This is a genomic window from Rhodococcus sp. BUPNP1 (genome assembly GCF_002215235.1).
In the GTDB taxonomy this organism is placed as follows: domain Bacteria; phylum Actinomycetota; class Actinomycetes; order Mycobacteriales; family Mycobacteriaceae; genus Rhodococcus.
In genome coordinates, this window is record NZ_NERM01000027.1 from 1 (window position 1) to 18,121 (window position 18,121).

Annotated in this window: 16 protein-coding genes; all 16 read right to left on the minus strand. The window is 69.7% G+C overall.

Going from position 1 to position 18,121, the window contains the following annotated elements; genetic code table 11:
• Positions 1-389 precede the first annotated feature (389 nt).
• Complete coding sequence (gene tyrS / locus B9C99_RS21195) at positions 390-1,667, minus strand: tyrosine--tRNA ligase (RefSeq protein WP_088899249.1); 1,278 nt, start codon at positions 1,665-1,667, stop codon at positions 390-392.
• A gap of 15 nt (positions 1,668-1,682) precedes the next feature.
• Positions 1,683-2,333, minus strand: coding sequence for a DNA-3-methyladenine glycosylase (locus tag B9C99_RS21200; RefSeq protein WP_088899250.1), 651 nt, complete (start codon positions 2,331-2,333; stop codon positions 1,683-1,685).
• The gene (locus B9C99_RS21205; protein ID WP_016692763.1) at positions 2,318-2,539 is read right to left on the minus strand and encodes a Trm112 family protein; all 222 of its coding nucleotides are present in this window, start codon (positions 2,537-2,539) and stop codon (positions 2,318-2,320) included. The genes B9C99_RS21200 and B9C99_RS21205 overlap by 16 nt, the downstream gene beginning before the upstream one ends.
• Before the next feature lie 39 nt (positions 2,540-2,578).
• Positions 2,579-5,563, minus strand: coding sequence for an AMP-binding protein (locus tag B9C99_RS21210; RefSeq protein ID WP_088899251.1), 2,985 nt, complete (start codon positions 5,561-5,563; stop codon positions 2,579-2,581).
• 153 nt (positions 5,564-5,716) lie between these two features.
• Positions 5,717-7,138 carry an argininosuccinate lyase gene (gene argH / locus B9C99_RS21215; RefSeq protein ID WP_016692765.1) on the minus strand — a complete coding sequence of 474 codons (1,422 nt, stop codon included), beginning with the start codon at positions 7,136-7,138 and terminating at the stop codon, positions 5,717-5,719.
• Between the two features lie 2 nt (positions 7,139-7,140).
• Positions 7,141-8,340, minus strand: a complete 1,200-nt coding sequence (locus B9C99_RS21220) for an argininosuccinate synthase (protein ID WP_088899252.1) — start codon at positions 8,338-8,340, stop codon at positions 7,141-7,143.
• A 47-nt stretch (positions 8,341-8,387) separates the two neighbouring features.
• The gene (locus tag B9C99_RS21225) at positions 8,388-8,897 is read right to left on the minus strand and encodes an arginine repressor (RefSeq protein WP_016692767.1); all 510 of its coding nucleotides are present in this window, start codon (positions 8,895-8,897) and stop codon (positions 8,388-8,390) included.
• Positions 8,898-8,899: 2 nt separating this feature from the next.
• Entirely contained in the window at positions 8,900-9,829 is a 930-nt protein-coding gene (gene argF, locus B9C99_RS21230) for an ornithine carbamoyltransferase (RefSeq protein ID WP_088899253.1), read from the minus strand.
• Positions 9,830-9,835: 6 nt separating this feature from the next.
• Complete coding sequence (locus tag B9C99_RS21235) at positions 9,836-11,023, minus strand: acetylornithine transaminase (RefSeq protein ID WP_088899254.1); 1,188 nt, start codon at positions 11,021-11,023, stop codon at positions 9,836-9,838.
• Positions 11,020-11,958 (minus strand): acetylglutamate kinase, encoded by a 939-nt coding sequence (argB, locus tag B9C99_RS21240; RefSeq protein WP_088899255.1) that lies wholly within the window; start codon positions 11,956-11,958, stop codon positions 11,020-11,022. Before argB ends, B9C99_RS21235 begins: the two co-directional genes overlap by 4 nt.
• Entirely contained in the window at positions 11,955-13,205 is a 1,251-nt protein-coding gene (gene argJ, locus B9C99_RS21245) for a bifunctional glutamate N-acetyltransferase/amino-acid acetyltransferase ArgJ (RefSeq protein WP_059381097.1), read from the minus strand. Before argJ ends, argB begins: the two co-directional genes overlap by 4 nt.
• On the minus strand, positions 13,202-14,275 hold the full coding sequence (gene argC / locus B9C99_RS21250) for an N-acetyl-gamma-glutamyl-phosphate reductase (RefSeq protein ID WP_060652954.1): 1,074 nt from the start codon (positions 14,273-14,275) through the stop codon (positions 13,202-13,204). Before argC ends, argJ begins: the two co-directional genes overlap by 4 nt.
• 60 nt (positions 14,276-14,335) lie before the next feature.
• Entirely contained in the window at positions 14,336-14,836 is a 501-nt protein-coding gene (locus B9C99_RS21255) for a PspA/IM30 family protein (protein ID WP_088899256.1), read from the minus strand.
• Positions 14,833-15,837 (minus strand): SDR family oxidoreductase, encoded by a 1,005-nt coding sequence (locus B9C99_RS21260; protein ID WP_088899257.1) that lies wholly within the window; start codon positions 15,835-15,837, stop codon positions 14,833-14,835. The genes B9C99_RS21255 and B9C99_RS21260 overlap by 4 nt, the downstream gene beginning before the upstream one ends.
• A complete protein-coding gene (locus B9C99_RS21265) occupies positions 15,834-16,745 on the minus strand; it encodes a bile acid:sodium symporter family protein (protein WP_088899258.1) in 912 nt (303 codons plus the stop codon). The genes B9C99_RS21260 and B9C99_RS21265 overlap by 4 nt, the downstream gene beginning before the upstream one ends.
• Entirely contained in the window at positions 16,742-18,073 is a 1,332-nt protein-coding gene (locus tag B9C99_RS21270; RefSeq protein ID WP_088899259.1) for an NAD(P)/FAD-dependent oxidoreductase, read from the minus strand. The genes B9C99_RS21265 and B9C99_RS21270 overlap by 4 nt, the downstream gene beginning before the upstream one ends.
• Positions 18,074-18,121 lie beyond the last annotated feature (48 nt).

Genomic DNA, 18,121 nt, shown 5'->3' on the forward strand with positions numbered 1-18,121 from the left:
CTGGATCACCGCAGACGGAAGAATGCGATGTCCAGCAACAACCACCCACAAAAAGTGAAGTGGTCGCACCAAATATTATTTGGCACTGACATTCATCGGCACACTGTTGAGTTCTCAAAGAACACGCGCACATCATCACGTTTCCGGACACCTGTCCGGCTCGCTCCGAGGCAACCGTTCCAAGCTATCACATCCGATTTCAGGGCCGCAAATCGCTGCTTTCCTGTTCTCTTCCGTGAGAGCCGATCGATGCGACATCGAACATGCCTGTTTCCGAACCTCTCGGTCCGGCGGGCTGTTCGGTGTCGCTCGAACGACGACTAAGTTACGCCGACGCTAACGAGCCGTCAAATCCGCTGGTCAGAGGCCCGCCAGCGTCGGCGAAGGTGTCAGTCGCGGACGACTCGCACGCCGGCGAAGTTCCGCTTGCCCCGACGCAGGACGAGCCAGCGTCCGTGCAGCAGTTCTCCGTCGCGCGGGGTCCACTCCTCCGAGGCGATGCGAACGTTGTTGACCGATGCGCCGCCTTCCTTGACGGTGCGACGCGCAGCTCCCTTGCTCTCGCACAGACCCGACGCGACGAGCAGGTCGATGATCGTGTCCGGCTCGCCGGCGCGGAGCTCCGTCACGGACGCCTCGGTCAGTGCGGCCGCGAGCGTGGCCTCGTCCAGCTCGCCCAGCTCGCCTCGTCCGAACAGGGCGCGGCTGGCCAACTCGACCGCAGCGGTGTTGTGCGCCCCGTGGACGAGCGTGGTCATCTCGGCAGCGAGTCGCTTCTGGGCCTCACGTGCGTGCGGACGCTCCGTGGTGGCGGTCTCGAGCTCGGCGAGTTCGTCCTTGTCGAGGAAGGTGAACCAGCGCAGGTACTTCATGACGTCGGCGTCGGCTGCGTTGACGAAGTACTGGTACCAGGCGTACGGGCTCGTCATCTCCGGGTCGAGCCACAGGCTGCCACCACCGGTGGACTTACCGAACTTCTTGCCGTCGGACGAGGTCACGAGCGGGACGGTCAGGGCGTGCACGCTCGCGCCGTCGGTACGGCGGTTGAGCTCGACGCCGGCGATGATGTTGCCCCACTGATCGGAACCACCGACCTGCAGCGCACATCCGTATTCGCGGCGGAGCTGCACGTAGTCGTTGGCCTGCAGGAGCATGTAGCTGAACTCGGTGTACGAGATGCCGTCGCCTTCGAGGCGGCGCTTGACCGTGTCGCGGGCGAGCATCACGTTGATCGAGAAGTGCTTGCCGATATCGCGCAGGAAGTCGATCGCGGACAGCTTGCCGGTCCAGTCGAGGTTGTTCGCGACCACGGCTCCCGTCGGGGAGTCGTCGAAGTCGACGAACCGCTCGAGCTGCCCACGGATCCGCCCTGCCCATTCGGCGACGGTGTCGGCGGAGTTCATGGTGCGCTCCCCCACGTCCCGCGGGTCGCCGATCATGCCGGTCGCGCCACCTGCGAGAACGATGGGCCGATGGCCGGCGCGCTGGAAACGCTTGAGTGCGAGGAGCGGAACGAGGTGACCGGCGTGCAGGCTCGGGCCGGTCGGATCGAAACCGGCATAGAGGGTGATCGGACCCTTGTCGAGTTCGCCTCGGAGTGCGTCGAGATCGGTCGCTTGCGCGATGAGCCCGCGCCAGGTCAGTTCGTCGAGAATGTGCTCAGTCACCGTTCGATCATCCCATCACGCTCGAGGGGCGGCGGGTGCGCGTGGGCTGCGCCGGTACGCGGAGACCCCGATCGCGCCGGGAACCCACAATCGCCACGGCCTGTCGGCCGCCACGCTGATCCCCACGCGCGGACCCCGCGCGACCTCCCCGACCAGCGGTTCGGACGGAAGTTCCACCCGTACCCGAGCGTCGGAAGCATCCACGTCGATGCCGTTGTCGGTCAGGTCGAGTCCGAGCGCAGCGGCCAGATTGCCCGGACCGCGCGCAAGATTCGCGAACGGTGTGCCGGGCGTGCGACGCGAACGGACGGCCTGTTCCCCCTCGACGACCTCGCCACCCCGCAACAGCACGGCCGCGGCGGTGCCGTCGGGACCGAGGGAGACGTTCGCGCAGAAGTGCAACCCGTAGCTGCGGTAGACGTACAGGTGCCCCGCAGGTCCGAACATGACCGAATTGCGCGGGGTCGGTCCGCGGTACGAGTGCGCGGCCGGGTCCGGCCACGGTCCGTCCTCGGGTCCGCCGTAGGCCTCGACCTCCGTCAGCAGGACGGCGGTCTCCCCCACCCGGACGGTTGCTCCGAGCAGCGCTTCGGCGGCCTCGACCGGATCGAGTCCTTCGAGTTCGCCGCGGACGGATCGACGATTGCGGCTCAGTCGGTGCTCCATCCGGCGACACCGCGCGCGGTGAAGTCCTCGTGCTCGGCGTCGGTGACCTCGCGGGCCTCGTCGACGAGGAGGACCGGGATGCCGTTCTCGATCGGATACGCCCGTCGCAGTCGCGGGTTGTACAGGACGGCGTCGTCGACGAGAAGCAACGGCCCCTTGTCCTCCGGACAGGCCAGAATGCTCAGCAACGTGGGATCGACAGCCACGGATGTCCTTTCGAAGGGCGGAACCGAACCGGACCCAGGCTACCGCGCCCCGGCGGGCGAACCGGCCGTGCCCGCCTTCCACGCCGTGGCCACGGCCTTGGTGAACCGCTTGTACGTGCCGGTGTCGGGGTTGAGGTACCAGGTGCGGACGGTGGGCACGGGCAATCCCTGTTCGCGCAGACGATCGGCGGACGGGCGGTAGGACGGGCCCAACGGGATGTCGGGTACGACGTGCACGAGATCGGGTCGTTCGTCGGCCGGGACCGAGTCGAACGCCGCCGTGATCTCCGCGGCGGTCGGTGCACGGTTGCCCCGCAGCGAGCAGCCGGCCACCGCGATGTCGCGTCCTCCCACCGAGATGCCGTAGGCGACGGCGAGATCGACGCGCGGGATCGCTTCGAGCACGTCGGCCACGCTCTGGGTGAAGACCGGGCCGTGGAAGGTGGGGATGACCGTCCGCCGACTGTCGAGCAGCCAGTAGTCGCCGTCCGCATCGCGCCGGAACAGGTTGTCGGTGGGCACCCACACGTCGCCCGGTTCGAAGACGCCGCGCATCACACCGGTGATCGCCGAGGTGGCGGGGCCGGGACGGCCGAGCAGCAGCCCGACCTCGCCGACCTGCGCCTCCCGCACGAAGCCGCGTTCGTCCTCGACGAGTCGGCCTGCGCCGGCGTCGTAGGCGGCGAGGCGCACGTCGGCGCTGCCGGGCAACGGCCGGCCCTTCGAGCCGATCTTCGAGCCGGAGACGTTCGCGAGCACGACGTTGCCCTCGGTCGACGCGTAGAACTCGAGAACCCGGGCGGGCTGGAACCGGTCGAGGGTACGGCGCCACAACCCCGGTGGCATGCCGGAACCGATGAACAACCGGATGGGATGGATGGCGTCGATGTGCAGCGACGGACTGTCGAGCACCTCACGCATCATCGACCAGGTGTAGGTGACGACGGTGACGCCGTAGCGGTGCACCTCGTCGCTGAAGAGCGACGGATTCAACCCGCGCGACAGCGCAATACGCGCCCCACCGGCCAGCGCACCACCGAAACTGACGAGCAGACCCGACGAATGATGCAGGGGCGCAAGGCAGTACATGGTGTCGCCGCGGCCCAGCGAAGCGGCGGTGGCGGTCCCGAAGGCCGACAGCGCCCATCGGTAGTTGGTGACCCGTCGCACCGCGAGCGTGTCGCCGCCACCGGAGAACAGGATGAACGCGAGTTCGCGTGCGAGTCCCGGATCGGCGACGTACCAGCCCGGCAGTTGCACGGAGGAAATGTCGAGTCGTTCGAGATCGACGACGTCGGCGCCGGGTTCGATGTCGAGGTCGCGGACGTCACCGCCGCCGAGTACCAGCACGGGCAGGCCGGTCGCGACGGCCGCGTCGAGGTTCTCGGGATCGGCGACGATCTTCTCGACACCGCCGAGTCGTACGGCCTCGGCGATGTCCGGTCCCGGCGGGATCAGGACGGACACGCCGCCGAGACGGGAGATCGCCGCGACCGCCGCCATTGCGCTGGGGCGCACGTCCATGAGGATGCCGACGTGCATCGCGGGACGGATGCCGTTGTCGACGAGCCCGAGGACGACGTTGTCGATCCGCCGGTTGACGGCCTCGAAGGTGTAGACCCGGTCCTCGAAGATGAAGCACTCCCGCTTCGGCGACTTGCGGCCGATCTCGGCGAGCAGGCCACCGACGGAGATGCGGGTGCGCGGCTGGATCTGCCCGAGCCGCGCGAGCCGGGGCAACGCGCGAGCGGCCTCACCGGTCAGATCGCGTGCTCCGCGGACGGCACCGACCGCGATCCCCGCGAGCCCCTTGCCGAAATCGGTTCCGACGTCGGCGAGCGTTGCGGCCGTATGCGTGATGCGGGATGCGACCGAGACGCCGGTGCCCTCGTCGGTGGGGTTCGGCACGGCCATCGGCGCGATGCCGACGGGCCGGTCCCCGACGCCCTCGCGCCACTGCACCCACTCCCCGACCGACGGCCACGTCTGCTGACCGGCAACACTACCGACGACCAGACCGAAATGCCCTGCGCGCAAGGTGTATTCGTAGACCTCCGCGCGGGGCGACGCCTTGCGGATGCCGCGCACGGCGAGCGGTTGCCCGATGTCGTCGACCTCACCGATGAACGCGAGGACGGGGCAGGTGATCTCGGCGAGGCTCACCGCCCGGTCGTTGATGACGAAACCGCCACTGACCATGCGGTTGTGAGCGATGAACTGGCGCAACACCTCGGCGACGGCCGGTCCGGACCACGCCACCCACCCCTCGGTGTCGAGGAACCGGCGCTGAGGTTCTCGCGGCAGCAGCGCTTCCCGGTCGTGGAGCTGGAGCAGGAAGTCGATGCGCGATCGCACGGTCTTGACCGGATCGAGCAGCTGGAAGCCGGTGCGCGCCATCCACCCCGTGATCGCGAGGCGGTTGAAGACGTGGTCGGCGAGGAAGTCCGCGGAGTGGGTCGCGACGATCTCCGGGATCCCGAAGGGCAGGGCGGCGAGGGTGTCGACCGGGCTGCCGAAGGTGATCAGGCTCGCGATGCCGCGGCTGCGCCGGTACGCCGCGACCTGATAGCAGAACATGCCGCCCTGCGAGTACCCACCGAGGTGCACGTCGCGGCCGGTGTAGGCGCGGACGCAGTCGACGACCTCGTCGAGGGCGAGGATGTGATCGGTGAGGGTGCGTTTCCAGCCGCCCTCCTCCTGGTCGGGCGACCCGAAGTCCACGACCCAGGGGTCGAGTCCCGCTTCGTGGAGGGTGCCGACGGCGCCGGCGTCACGGGTGACGTCGTACACCTCGGCGGACACCATCATCGGTGGCACGAGGACGATCGGGATGCCCGTGGAAGCGGTGTCGGACTCGGGGAAGTACCGGCGGAGCCGGTACATGGAGGTGCGCTCGACGACCTGATAGGGCGACGACGACCGGCTGGGTTCGAGGCCACCGAAACGCAGGACTTCGAGACCGTTCTGGGCAGTGGCGACGAGCCGTCGCACCGACTCGGTCACTACATCGGCGTCCAGTCCCACGGTCCGCTCCCCTTCTCGACGATGTATCCGCACCGGTCCCCGGCACCTGCGGTTCTACACCGGTACCCGCTGCATGCCGAGAGTATGTGCCAGCCTGCCACACCACCCTCACCGTCCCGGGCAACTCGGGGTGTGCCCGGGACGGCAGGCGTGTCAGCCGCGAACCCAGTCGCGCAGGTGTGTCGCGGCGTCGCGCACGCGGCCGAGCTGCTCGGCCACCCGCACGCCCGCGGTGCCACCACGCGCGTCGCGTGAGGCGATGGATCCTTCGACGGTGAGCACTTCCCGCACCTGCGGGGTCAGGGCCGGATCGACGCCGGCGAGCTCCTCGTCCGTGAGGTCCTCGAGGCCGACCCCGCGGCCTTCGGCGACCCGCACGCATGCCCCGGCCGCCTCGTGGGCGACGCGGAAGGGAACACCCTGGCGGACCATCCACTCGGCGATGTCGGTCGCGAGGGTGAATCCGGCGGGTGCGAGCTCGGCCATCCGCTCGGTGTGGAAGGTCAGCGTCGAGACGAGACCTGCGATCGCCGGGAGCAGCAGCTCGAGCTGTGCGACGGAGTCGAAGACCGGCTCCTTGTCCTCCTGCAGGTCGCGGTTGTAGGCCAGCGGCTGCGCCTTGAGCGTGGCCAGCAGACCGGTGAGGTTGCCGATGAGGCGACCGGCCTTGCCGCGGGTGAGCTCGGAGACGTCCGGATTCTTCTTCTGCGGCATGATCGACGACCCGGTCGACCATTCGTCCGCGAGGGTGACGTACCCGAACTCGGGGGTGCTCCACAGGATGACCTCCTCCGCCATGCGGGAGAGGTCGACGGCGATCTGCGCGAACACGAACGCCGCTTCCGCCGCGAAGTCGCGGGAGCTGGTCGCGTCGATCGAGTTGTCCGCCGCCGAGTCGAAGCCCAGGTCGGCTGCGATCGCGTCGGGGTCGAGACCGAGCGACGAGCCGGCGAGTGCTCCCGACCCGTACGGCGAGACCGCAGCGCGCTTGTCGAAGTCACGCAACCGGTCGACGTCGCGCAGCAACGGATGCGCGTGCGCGAGCAGGTGGTGCGCGAGCAGCACGGGCTGCGCGGCCTGCAGATGCGTCTTGCCGGGCATCACGGCATCGGGGTGCGCCGCGGCCTGGCCGGCGATCGCCTCGACCACGTCGAGGACACCGTCGGCGATGCGCCGCGCGCTGTCGCGCAGCCACATGCGGAACAGCGTCGCGACCTGGTCGTTGCGGGAGCGGCCCGCGCGGAGCCGGCCGCCGACCTCGGGGCCGACCCGCTCGATGAGTCCCCGTTCGAGCGCGCCGTGCACGTCCTCGTCGGACTCGGCGGGGCCGAACGCACCGGAGGCCACATCGGCGGCGAGTCGGTCGAGGCCGTCGAGCATCGTGGCGAGGTCGTCGTCGGTGAGGAGTCCGGCGCGGTGCAGGACCTTGGCGTGGGCCTGCGAGGCGCGCACGTCGTACGGGGCCAGCGCCCAGTCGAAGTGCGTGGACTTGCTCAGCGCCGCCATGGCGGCGGCCGGTCCGGATGCGAACCGGCCGCCCCACAGGGCACCTTCGTTGGTGCCGTGAGCCGTCATGACTACAGGCCCAGATCGCGCTTCGCGGCGACCTTCGACGACAGGCCGTGGATCTGCACGAAGCCCTTGGCGTTGGACTGGTCGAAGCTGTCGCCCTCGTCGTAGGTGGCGAGGTTGAAGTCGTACAGCGACTCGGGGCTGCGACGGCCGTTGACGGTGATGTGTCCGCCGTGGAGCACCATGCGGATCTCGCCGGTGACGCGTTCCTGGGTGTTCTCGATGAAGGCGTCGAGAGCGGTCTTCAGCGGCGAGTACCACAGGCCGTCGTACACCAGCTCGCTCCAGCGCTCCTCGACGCGGCGCTTGTAGCGGCCGAGTTCGCGCTCGAGGGTGACGTGCTCGAGTTCCTGGTGGGCGGTGATGAGGGCGATGGCGCCGGGGGCCTCGTAGATCTCGCGGCTCTTGATGCCGACGAGGCGGTCCTCGACCATGTCGAGGCGGCCCACACCCTGTGCGCCGGCGCGACGGTTGAGTTCCTGGATGGCCTCGAGGACGGTGACGTGCTTGCCGTCGATCGCGACGGGGCGACCGGCCTCGAAGGCGATGATCAGCTCGTCGGGTGCCTGCCAGTGGGCGGTGGGGTCCTCGGTGTAGTCGTAGACGTCCTTGGTGGGGGCGTTCCACAGGTCCTCGAGGAAGCCGGTCTCGACGGCGCGGCCCCAGACGTTCTGGTCGATGGAGAACGGCGAACGCTTGGTGACGTTGATGGGCAGGCCGTGCTCCTCGGCGAAGGCGATGGCCTTCTCGCGGGTCCAGGCGTAGTCGCGGACCGGTGCGATGACCTGGAGGTCGGGGGCGAGGGCGCCGAAGCCGACCTCGAAGCGGACCTGGTCGTTGCCCTTGCCGGTGCAGCCGTGGGAGACCACGGTGCCGCCGTGCTCGCGGGCGGCCTGCACGATGTGCTTGACGATCAGCGGGCGGCTGATGGCCGAGACGAGCGGGTAGCGATCCATGTAGAGCGCGTTGGCCTGGACGGTGGGCAGGCAGTACTCGTTGGCGAACTCGTCCTTGGCGTCGACGACGATCGATTCGACGGCACCGCAGTCGAGGGCGCGCTGACGCACGACCTCCATGTCCTCGCCACCCTGGCCGAGGTCGATGGCCACGGCGACGACCTCCTTGCCGGTCTCCTTGCCGATCCAGCTGATGGCGACGGAGGTGTCCAGCCCGCCCGAATAGGCGAGTACGACGCGTTCGGCCATTGTCTTTGTGCTCCTTCGTATTTCGACGTGCGTCTATGAGTGGTAGGTCAGGCGAGTGATTCGATTTTCGCGGCCAGTTCGGCTCCCGTCGTCGGTTCGCGGGCGATGACCGCGATGGTGTCGTCGCCGGCGATCGTTCCGACCACCTCGGGTAATGATGCCCGATCGAGTGCACTGGCCAGATAGTGCGCCGCCCCGGGTGGGGTGCGCAGCACGGCGATGTTGCCGCTGGAGTCGGTGGACACCAGCAGTTCGCCGAGCAACCGGGACAGGCGGTCGGTGCCTCCGGTCACGCCGCGCACAGGGCTGCCGTCCTCCGGGACGACGTACACCCCGGCGCCGCCGTCGGCCGCGCGGAGCTTGACGGCGCCGAGTTCCTCGAGGTCGCGGGACAGGGTGGCGGTGGACACCTCGATGCCGTCCTCGGCGAGGAGGGCGGCGAGTTCGGTGTGGCTGCGCACCGGGTGCGCGGCGAGCAGTGCGACGATGCGGGCCTGCCGCGCCGCGCGGGTCGGCGCGGTCGCTGCGCTGTCCGCATGGTTCGCCGCGGTGCTCACGGTCAGCTCCGGCTCTGCTCGAGCAGCCACACGAGCAGGGCCTTCTGTGCGTGGAGGCGGTTCTCGGCCTCGTCCCACACCACCGACCGCGGTCCGTCGATGACCTCGGCGGTGATCTCCTTGCCGCGGTAGGCCGGCAGGCAGTGCAGCACGATCGCGTCGGTGTCGGCGAGGGAGACGAGGTCGTCGTTCAGCTGGAACGGCCGGAAGGGTGCCTCGCGGTCCTTGCCGTCGTCCTCCTGCCCCATCGACACCCAGGTGTCGGTGACGAGCACATCGGCGCCGGTGGCTCCGATGCGCGGGTCGTCGGTGACGGTGACGCTGCCGCCGGTCTGTTCGGCCCGTGCGCGGCTCGCGGCGACGACCTGCGGGTCGGGGGTGAACCCGGCCGGGGATGCGATGGTCACGTGCATGCCGGCGGTGACGCCGCCGAGCATCAGCGAGTGCGCCATGTTGTTGGCGCCGTCGCCGAAGTAGGTCATCCGCAGGCCCGCGGTGGCGCCCTTGTTCTCGCGGATGGTTTGCAGGTCGGCGAGGACCTGGCAGGGGTGGAAGGTGTCGGTGAGTGCGTTGACGACGGGCACGGTCGAGTGCTCGGCGAGCGTCTCGATGCGGTCCTGTCCGTAGGTGCGCCACACGACCGCTTCGGTGAACCGGGAGAACATCCGGGCGGTGTCCTCAAGGGTCTCACCCTTGCCGATCTGGGTGGAGCCGGTGTCGACGACGATGGCGTGTCCGCCGAGCTGGGCGATGCCGGCGTCGAAGGAGAAGCGGGTGCGGGTGGAGGTCTTGTCGAAGAGCACGGCGACGCTGAGGGGCCCTTCGAGGGGGCGGCGGGACAGCGGTGCCTTCTTCAGTTCGGCGGCGAGTTCGAGCACCTCGGTCTGTTCGGCCGGGGTGAGGTCGTCGTCGCGCAGGAAGTGGCGGAGCACGGGTCGTCAGTTCCCTTCCCGGTCGGCGGTGTCGAGGACGGCGGGCAACGCCGTCACGAAGCTTTCGGCCTGCTGTTCGGTGAGGATCAGCGGGGGGGCGAGGCGGATCACGTCGGGTGCGGCGGCATTGACGAGGAAACCGGCCTCTCGGGCGGCGGTCTCGACGGCCGGTGCCTTCGCGGCGGTGAGGACGACACCGAGGAGCAGCCCGGAGCCGCGCACGTGCGAGACGAGCGGGTGCCCGAGTTCCTCGATGCCGGCGGCGAGGGTCTTGCCAACGGTGTTCACGTGGTCGAGCAGGTTCTGCTCGTCGATCGTGCGCAGCACCGCGAGGGCGGCCGCGGCGCACACCGGGTTGCCGCCGAAGGTGGTGCCGTGCTTGCCGGGCTGGAACAGCTCGGCGGCCGGGCCGGTGGCGAGGACGGCGCCGATGGGCAGTCCGCCGCCGAGACCCTTGGCGAGGGTCATCACGTCGGGGGTGATGCCCGCTGCCTGGTGAGCGAAGAAGCTGCCGGTGCGGGCGATGCCGGTCTGGACCTCGTCGAGCACGAGCAGGGCGCCGCGTTCGGTGGTGATGCGACGCGCGCCGGCGAGATAACCCTCGGGCGGGACGACGACGCCGGACTCGCCCATGATCGGTTCGAGGAAGACGGCGGCGGTGTTCTCGTCCACCGCGGCCTCGAGGGCGTCGAGGTCGCCGTAGGGCACGAACTCGACGCCGGCGGGCATCGGTTCGAAGGGGGCGCGCTTGTCGGGCTGGCCGGTCAGGGCGAGCGCGCCCATGGTGCGGCCGTGGAAGGCCTTCTCGCACGCGACGATCTTCGGCCGTCCGGTGAGCCGGGCGATCTTGAACGCCGCCTCGTTGGCCTCGGTACCGGAGTTGCAGAAGAAGGCGCGACCCTCGTGACCGAAGCGATCGAGGAGCTTCTCGGCGAGTTCGAGCACCGGCGGCGAGGCGTACAGGTTCGACACGTGGCCGAGCTGGTTCAGCTGCGCGGTGACGGCCTCGATGATCGCCGGGTGGCGGTGGCCGAGGCTGTTGACGGCGATGCCGCCGAGCAGGTCGAGGTACTGCTTGCCGTCGGCGTCGGTGAGGACGGCACCGTCGCCCGCGACCAGCGCGACCTTGGGCACGCCGTAGTTGTTCATCAGCGAACCCGCCCAGCGCTGCTGGAGGTCGGACGTGCCGGTCATGCGGGGCCTTCCTTCCCGGAGGACGGCACCACCATGGTGCCGATGCCTTCTTCGGTGAACAGTTCGAGGAGTACGGAGTGAGGTTGGCGCCCGTCGATGACGTGCGCGGTGGGCACTCCGCCCTGCACGGCGCGCAGGCACGCCTCCATCTTCGGGACCATGCCGGAGTCGAGCGACGGCAGCAGCGCGGTGAGCGCGTCGGCGTCGATCCGCGAGGTGAGCGAGCTGCGGTCGGGCCAGTTCGTGTAGAGGCCTTCGACGTCGGTGAGCACGACCAGCTTCTCCGCGCCGAGCGCTTCGGCGAGGGCGGCCGCGGCGGTGTCGGCGTTGATGTTGTGCACCACGCCGTCGGCGTCGGGCGCGATCGTCGAGACGACGGGGATGCGCCCGGCGGCGATGAGGTCGAGCACCGCACCGGGGTCGACGCTGGTGACGTCGCCGACGAGCCCGATGTCGGTGGCCTCGCCGTCGACGACGACCGTGCGGCGGGTCGCGGTGAACAGTCCGGCGTCCTCACCGGAGGTGCCGACGGCGTAGGGGCCGTGGCTGTTGATCAGGCCGACGAGTTCGCGTCCGACCTGCCCGAAGAGCACCATCCGCACGACGTCCATGACCTCGGGGGTGGTGACGCGGAAGCCGCCGCGGAATTCACCTTCGAGGCCGAGTCGCTTCAGCATGGCGTTGATCTGCGGGCCGCCGCCGTGCACGACGACGGGGTGGAGGCCGACGGTGCGCAGGAACGCCATGTCGGCGGCGAAGGCGGTCTTGAGAGTGTCGTCGATCATGGCGTTGCCGCCGTACTTGACGACGACGATCTTGTCGCGGAACTTCTGCAGCCACGGCAGGGCCTCGGCGAGGACGAACGCCTTCTGGTGCGAGGTGAGGTCGGCGATCAGTGCGTCGGTCACGTCGTCTCCTGTGTTCGTTCCGGTCACGACGAGTACGCCGAGTTCTCTTCGACGTAGGCGTGCGAGAGGTCGGTGGTGCGGATGGACACCTGCGCGTCGCCGAGACCGAGGTCGATGTCGAGGGCGATGTCGGCGGCGGACAGGTCGACCTCGCGGGCGCCGGGGGCACCGACACCGTCGATGCACACCGGGTTCCCGTTGAACGACACGGAGATCTTGTCGGGGTCGAGTTCGATCGGGGCGATACCGATGGCGGCGAGCACGCGGCCCCAGTTGGGGTCGGAGCCGAACAGGGCGGTCTTGACGAGGCTGTCGCGGGCGACGGTGCGGGCACCGATCAGGGCGTCGGCTTCGCTGGCGGCGCCGCGGACGGTGACGGTGACCCGCTTGGTGACGCCCTCGGCGTCGGCCATCATCTGCTCGGCGAGGTCGTCGCACACGGCGAGGACGGCGGCGTTCAGCTCGTCCTGGCTCGGGGTGATGCCGCTCGCGCCGGAGGCCAGCAGCAGCACGGTGTCGTTGGTGGAGGTGGCGCCGTCGACGTCGAGGCGGTCGAAGGTGAGCCGGGACGCGTGGCGCAGCGCGGTGTCGAGTTGGTCGGCGGTCGCGACGGCGTCGGTGGTGACCACGCACAGCATCGTCGCCAGGGCGGGGGCGAGCATGCCGGCGCCCTTGGCCATGCCGCCGACGTTCCACTTGTCGGCGTGGTGCAGGGCGGCCTGCTTGGGCACGGTGTCGGTGGTCATGATCGCGTAAGCGGCGTCGGTGCCGCCGGAGATGCCCCCGGCGAGTTCGTGGACGATCTCCTGCACGCCGGAGAGCACCTTGTCCATCGGCAGGCGATCGCCGATCAGACCGGTCGAGCACACGGCGACCTCACCGGCACCGGTCTCGGTGCCCCAGTTGCTCAGCGCGTCGGCGACGGCCTCGGCGGTGGCGTGGGTGTCCTGGAAACCCCCGGCGCCGGTGCACGCGTTGGCGCCGCCGGAGTTGAGGATCACCGCGCGCAGGCTGCCGGACTTCAGCACCTGCTGGGACCACAGGACGGGAGCGGCCTTGACCTTGTTGGTGGTGAACACGCCGGCGGCGGTGAGTTCGGGGCCCTCGTTGAGTACGAGCGCGAGGTCCTGCCTGCCGGAGACCTTGATACCGGCGGGGATGCCGGCGGCCCGGAAACCGGCGGGGCTGGTGACACCCTGGGTGCGGATCAGGCGTCCTCCGGCGATCTCGGTAGCGCCGGTGTAGACGTCGTCTGCGTACTTGTTCTCGGTCACGGAGCCACTCCCACGGTGGACAGGCCGGCGGTCTCGGGCAGGCCGAGTGCCAGGTTCATCGATTGCACGGCGGCACCGGCGGTGCCCTTGGTGAGATTGTCGAGCGCGGCGACGACGACGAGCAGTCCGGCGTCGGCATCGACGGTGACGGCGATCTGGACGGCGTTCGAGCCGACCACCGCGCCGGTGGCGGGCAGCGCGCCTTCCGGCAGCAGCTGCACGAACGGTTCGTCGGCGTAGGCCTTCTCGTAGACGGCACGGGCCTCGGCGGCGGTCACCGTGGTCGGCGCGGTGCAGGTCGCGAGGATGCCGCGCGGCATGGGCGCGAGGACCGGGGTGAACGAGACCTTCACGTCGGTACCGGCGAGAGCGGAGAGGTTCTGCTTGATCTCCGGGGTGTGCCGGTGGGCGCCGCCGACGCCGTAGGCGCGGACCGAGCCCATGACCTCGGAGCCGAGCAGGTCGACCTTCGGGGACTTCCCGGCGCCGGAGGTGCCGGAGACGGCCACGACGTTCACGACGGGTTCGACGATGCCGGCGGCGACGGCCGGGGCGAGGGCGAGCGAGGCGGAGGTCGGGTAGCAACCGGGGACCGCGATGCGGGTGGCGCCGACGAGGGCGTCGCGCTTGCCGGGCAGCTCGGGCATGCCGTAGGGCCAGGTGCCGGCGTGGTCGCTGCCGTACCAGCGCTGCCAGTCGGCGGCGTTCTCGAGCCGGAAGTCGGCGCCGCAATCGATGACGACGGTCGTCTCGGGCAGCTGCTCGGCGATCACGGCGGAGTGGCCGTGCGGCAGGCCGAGGAAGACGACGTCGTGCCCGAGCAGGGTGTCGATGTCGGTGGCGCCGAGCACGCGGTCGGCGAGCGGCAGCAGATGGGGATGGAACTCACGCAAGGTGGCGCCGGCGTTACCGCCGGCGGTGAGCGCGCCGATGACGAGTGAGCCGTCCTGGTAGGCGGGATGGCCGAGGAGCAGACGCAGGATCTCGCCGCCCGCGTAACCGCTGGCGCCTGCCACGGCGACCCGTAGCGGCGACTCGGGGGTGGCGGTGAAGTCCGGTGAAGTACCCATACGAATGATTATGCACCCTCATGCAAATCATTTCATAGGGGGTGTCCCTTTCGGGAGGATTCACTCCGACCGCAACGACCGTCGGATCTGCTCGAGCCGGTCGGCAGCGGCCGCCTTGCGCTCCTCGTACTGCTCCTCGAGCGTGCGAGCCGCCCCGGTCGCGTGAGCGAGTTCCTCCGCGCCGAGCGCGGTCGCCGAACGCTGTTCGATCTTCTCACGCACCGATTCGAAGGTCGGCACCCCGTCCGCGGTGTAACCGGTGATCTCCTCGATCGTCGGTGCGCGGACCGGGCTGTCGACGATTCCGGAGTCGACGACACCCGGTTCGACGATCTCGGCTTCGTGCACCTGAGCCTCGTGGACGTCCTCCTCGCGCGGGGTCACGTCGGGATCGGGGCTCGGCTCCGGGTCGATCGGCGGCACGTCCGGAATGTCCGGGCCCGGCGGCACATCCGGCACCGTCGGCGTCTCCGGCCCGGCCGGGGTGACGTCGGGGACGGGCTGCTCCGGCTTGTCGGGTTCCTCGGGAGACGGCACCCGGCCGGCTTCGTCCTTGCTCATGCATCCAGGCTACGTCGCTCGGCTCCCGCTGAGTCCTGTTCGGCGCGAGCCCGCAGATACGCCTCGAAGGCCTCCCGGCTGGTGTACCGCAGGCGCACACCGAGTTCCTCACGCAACCGCCGGTTGTCGAGCACCGGACGGTACTGCAGGAAGCCGACCCGCTCCGGGCCGTGCTCGGTCAGACGCAACGCGCGCCCGATCCGCAGGGCGAGCTTCAGCACCGCGGCGGGCACCGTGAGGGTCCTGCGGTTCGTCATCGCGGCGATCTCGGGCACGGTGACGACCCCGTCGCCCGCGACGTTGAAGATGCCCGTGACCGGACCGAGGACGGCCTCGGCGAAGGCCGCCGCGACGTCCGTGTGCCAGACGAACACGAACGGGCTGTCGCTGCCGGCGACGACGAGCAGCCGCTCGCGGTCGAGCAGTGCGGTGATCTGGTTGCGGACGGTCTCCCCCAGGATCGTGCCGATCCGCAGGATCACCTGTTCGAGCTGCGGATCCTCGACCCGGGTGGCGGCGAGCATCTCCTCGACAAGACGCTTGTGCCGGCTGTAGGTGAACTCGTCGTTGCCGCGGATCGGATCGTCCTCGGTGAGCGGGACCGGGTTGTCGGCGTGATAGCCGTAGGCGGCGCCCGAGGACGCCACCACCAGCCGTCGCACCCCGTAGGTCAGTGCGGCGTCGACGACGTTGCGTGCGCCGTCGACGTCGACGGCGTATTCCTGCTCCGGGGTGCTGTCACGTCCGGGGTTGACGATGGACGCCAGGTGCACGATCACGTCGGGGCGGTGGGTGCCGACGACCTCGGCGATCCGGCGGCGGTCGCGGACGTCGGCGATCACGTGGGTGACGGCGTCGTCGGCGTCCGCGGGTTCGTGAAGGTCGGCAGGTACATGGAGGTCGGCGCTGATCACCCGGACACCGCGCGAGCGCAGGGCCGCGACGACGGCGCTGCCGAGGAAGCCGTTGCCACCGGTGACGAGGGCGGTGAGGGAGGTCATGCGATCACCTTTCGAGTTGCGGTGCGACGGGACCAGACGGTGGCCAGGAGCAGTCCGGCGACGATGTCCCAGATCCCCCACCAGCCGGCGACGATCGCCATGCCCCCGAGTCCGTCGAAGAAGGTCATGACGAGGCCGAGGCCGAGACCTGCGTTGCGGATGCCGACCTCGAACGAGACCGCTCGGCGGCTGTACTCGGGCAGTCCGCTCGCCCATCCGCACAGATAGCCGAGGCCGAGGGCGATCGCGTCGTGCAGGAACACCGCGAGCAGGACGAGTCCGATGTAGTCGAGGAAGTCGGCGAAATTGCCGGCGAGCCCGGCGACGATGAAGGCGAGCAGTGCGAGCAGGGATCCGTTCTTCACCCACGGCTGGGCGCGGGACGCGAGGCCGGGCGCCTTCTGCGCAGCCCAGATCCCGAGGACGAACGGCAGCCCGATGATCAGGGCGATCTGCACGACCATGTCGAGGCCGTCGAGTTCGACCGAGCGCAGCAGCGCCCGGGTGTCGTCGCTGCGACTGCCCCAGAACGCGAAGTTGATCGGCATGAGCACGATGGCGAACACGTTCGACACGGCCGTCATCGACACCGACAGGGCGACGTCGCCGCCGGCCCGGTGGGTGAGGACGTTGGAGATGTTCCCGGGCGGGCAGCACGCGACGAGGATCATGCCGAGCGCGATCGACGGCGCGGGGTCGAGCAGCAACGTCAGCAGCCAGGTCACGGCGGGCAGTGCGAGGAACTGCGCGGCGATGCCCACCGCCATGGCCTTCGGTGCGCGCAGGGCACGGCGGAAGTCGTCGACGGAGGTGTCGAGGGCGATGCCGAGCATGATCGCCGCGAGCACGACGTTGAGGACGAGCAGCGAACCGGAGTCGAAGGAGAGCCTGACGTCGTCGACGTTCACCGCACGCCCGCCCCGGTGGACGAGCCGGCGGCCTCGCGGACCGCGCGGGTCTGATCGCGTAGCGCCGTGCGATAGGCGTCCTTGTTGACGTAGTAGGCCATCCGGCCGAGCTTCAGATAGCGGTAACCGCCGGTGAGGTCCGGGGGCGAGGCCGCGAGGGCCGCCCGCCATCGCGCCGCGGCCGCCGGGTCGGTGTCGGTGAGACCGATCGCGGCGGCGACGAGTTCGGCCTGTTCGTAGCGGCCCTGCCAGCCGAGCCCGGACGACTCGACCATGCCGAGCACGAACAGGTTCGCGAACCGACGGCTGATCATGTTCAGCAGCAGGTCGGGTGCGTGGCCGCGCCAGTCGAGCAGGTCGCGGTCCAGGAACGGATAGTCGAGGACGTAACCGGTGGCGTACACGATCATGTCGTAGCCGGCGGCGGAGCCGTCCCGGAACCGGACCTCGGCGCCGTCGTACCGCTCGATGTCGGGCCGCACCTGCACGTCCCCGTGACCGAGGTGATGCAGGATCAGCGAGTTGACGACCGGGTGCGATTCGTAGAGACGGTGGTCGGGTGCGGGCAGCCCGAAGCGGGTGGGGTCGCCGGTGAACTGGCGCAGCAACAGCGCGTCGAGGCGCTGTTTGATCGGCGCCGGCAGCGGCCGCCCGCGGGTGAGGGTGTCGGCGGGACGCCCGAACAGGTACTTGGGCACGAAGTGATAGCCGCGGCGCACGCTCAGGTCCACCGACCGGGCGTGATGGACGGCGTCGACGGCGATGTCGCAGCCGCTGTTGCCGGCGCCGACGATCAGGACCCGCTTGCCGCGGAAGCTCGTCGGGTCCTTGTAGGCGCTGGTGTGCAGGATCTCGCCGTCGAACTCGCCGGCGATCTGCGGGTGGTTCGGTGTCGCGAGGGTGCCGTTGGCGACCACGACACCGCGGTAGAGCTCGGTGGTCGCGGCGCCGTCCCGGTCGGCGGCGGTCACCCGCCACCGGTCGCCGTCCGGTTCGACGCGGGTCACGGTCGTTCCGAAGCGGTAGTGCTCACGCAGGCCGAAGACATCGGCGTAGTCGCCGAAGTACCGGGCGAGTGCCGCGTGCCCCGGATAGTCCGGTGTCTGCGGCGGCATGGGGAACTCGGCGAACTCGGTGGTCGTCTTCGAGGAGATCAGGTGCGCCGACTCGTAGACCGTGCTCGCCGGGTTGGTGATGTCCCACAACCCCCCGACGGTGCTGTGGGACTCGAAGCCGACGAAGTCGATGCCCTGCCGGGAGAGCGCGCGGGCTCCGGCGAGTCCCGAGGGGCCCGCCCCGATCAGCGCATACTTCTGCTCCGTCTCCATGTGTCGTAGGCTCGCAGGCCGCACGAATTCGGCACGGATTTTGCAGGA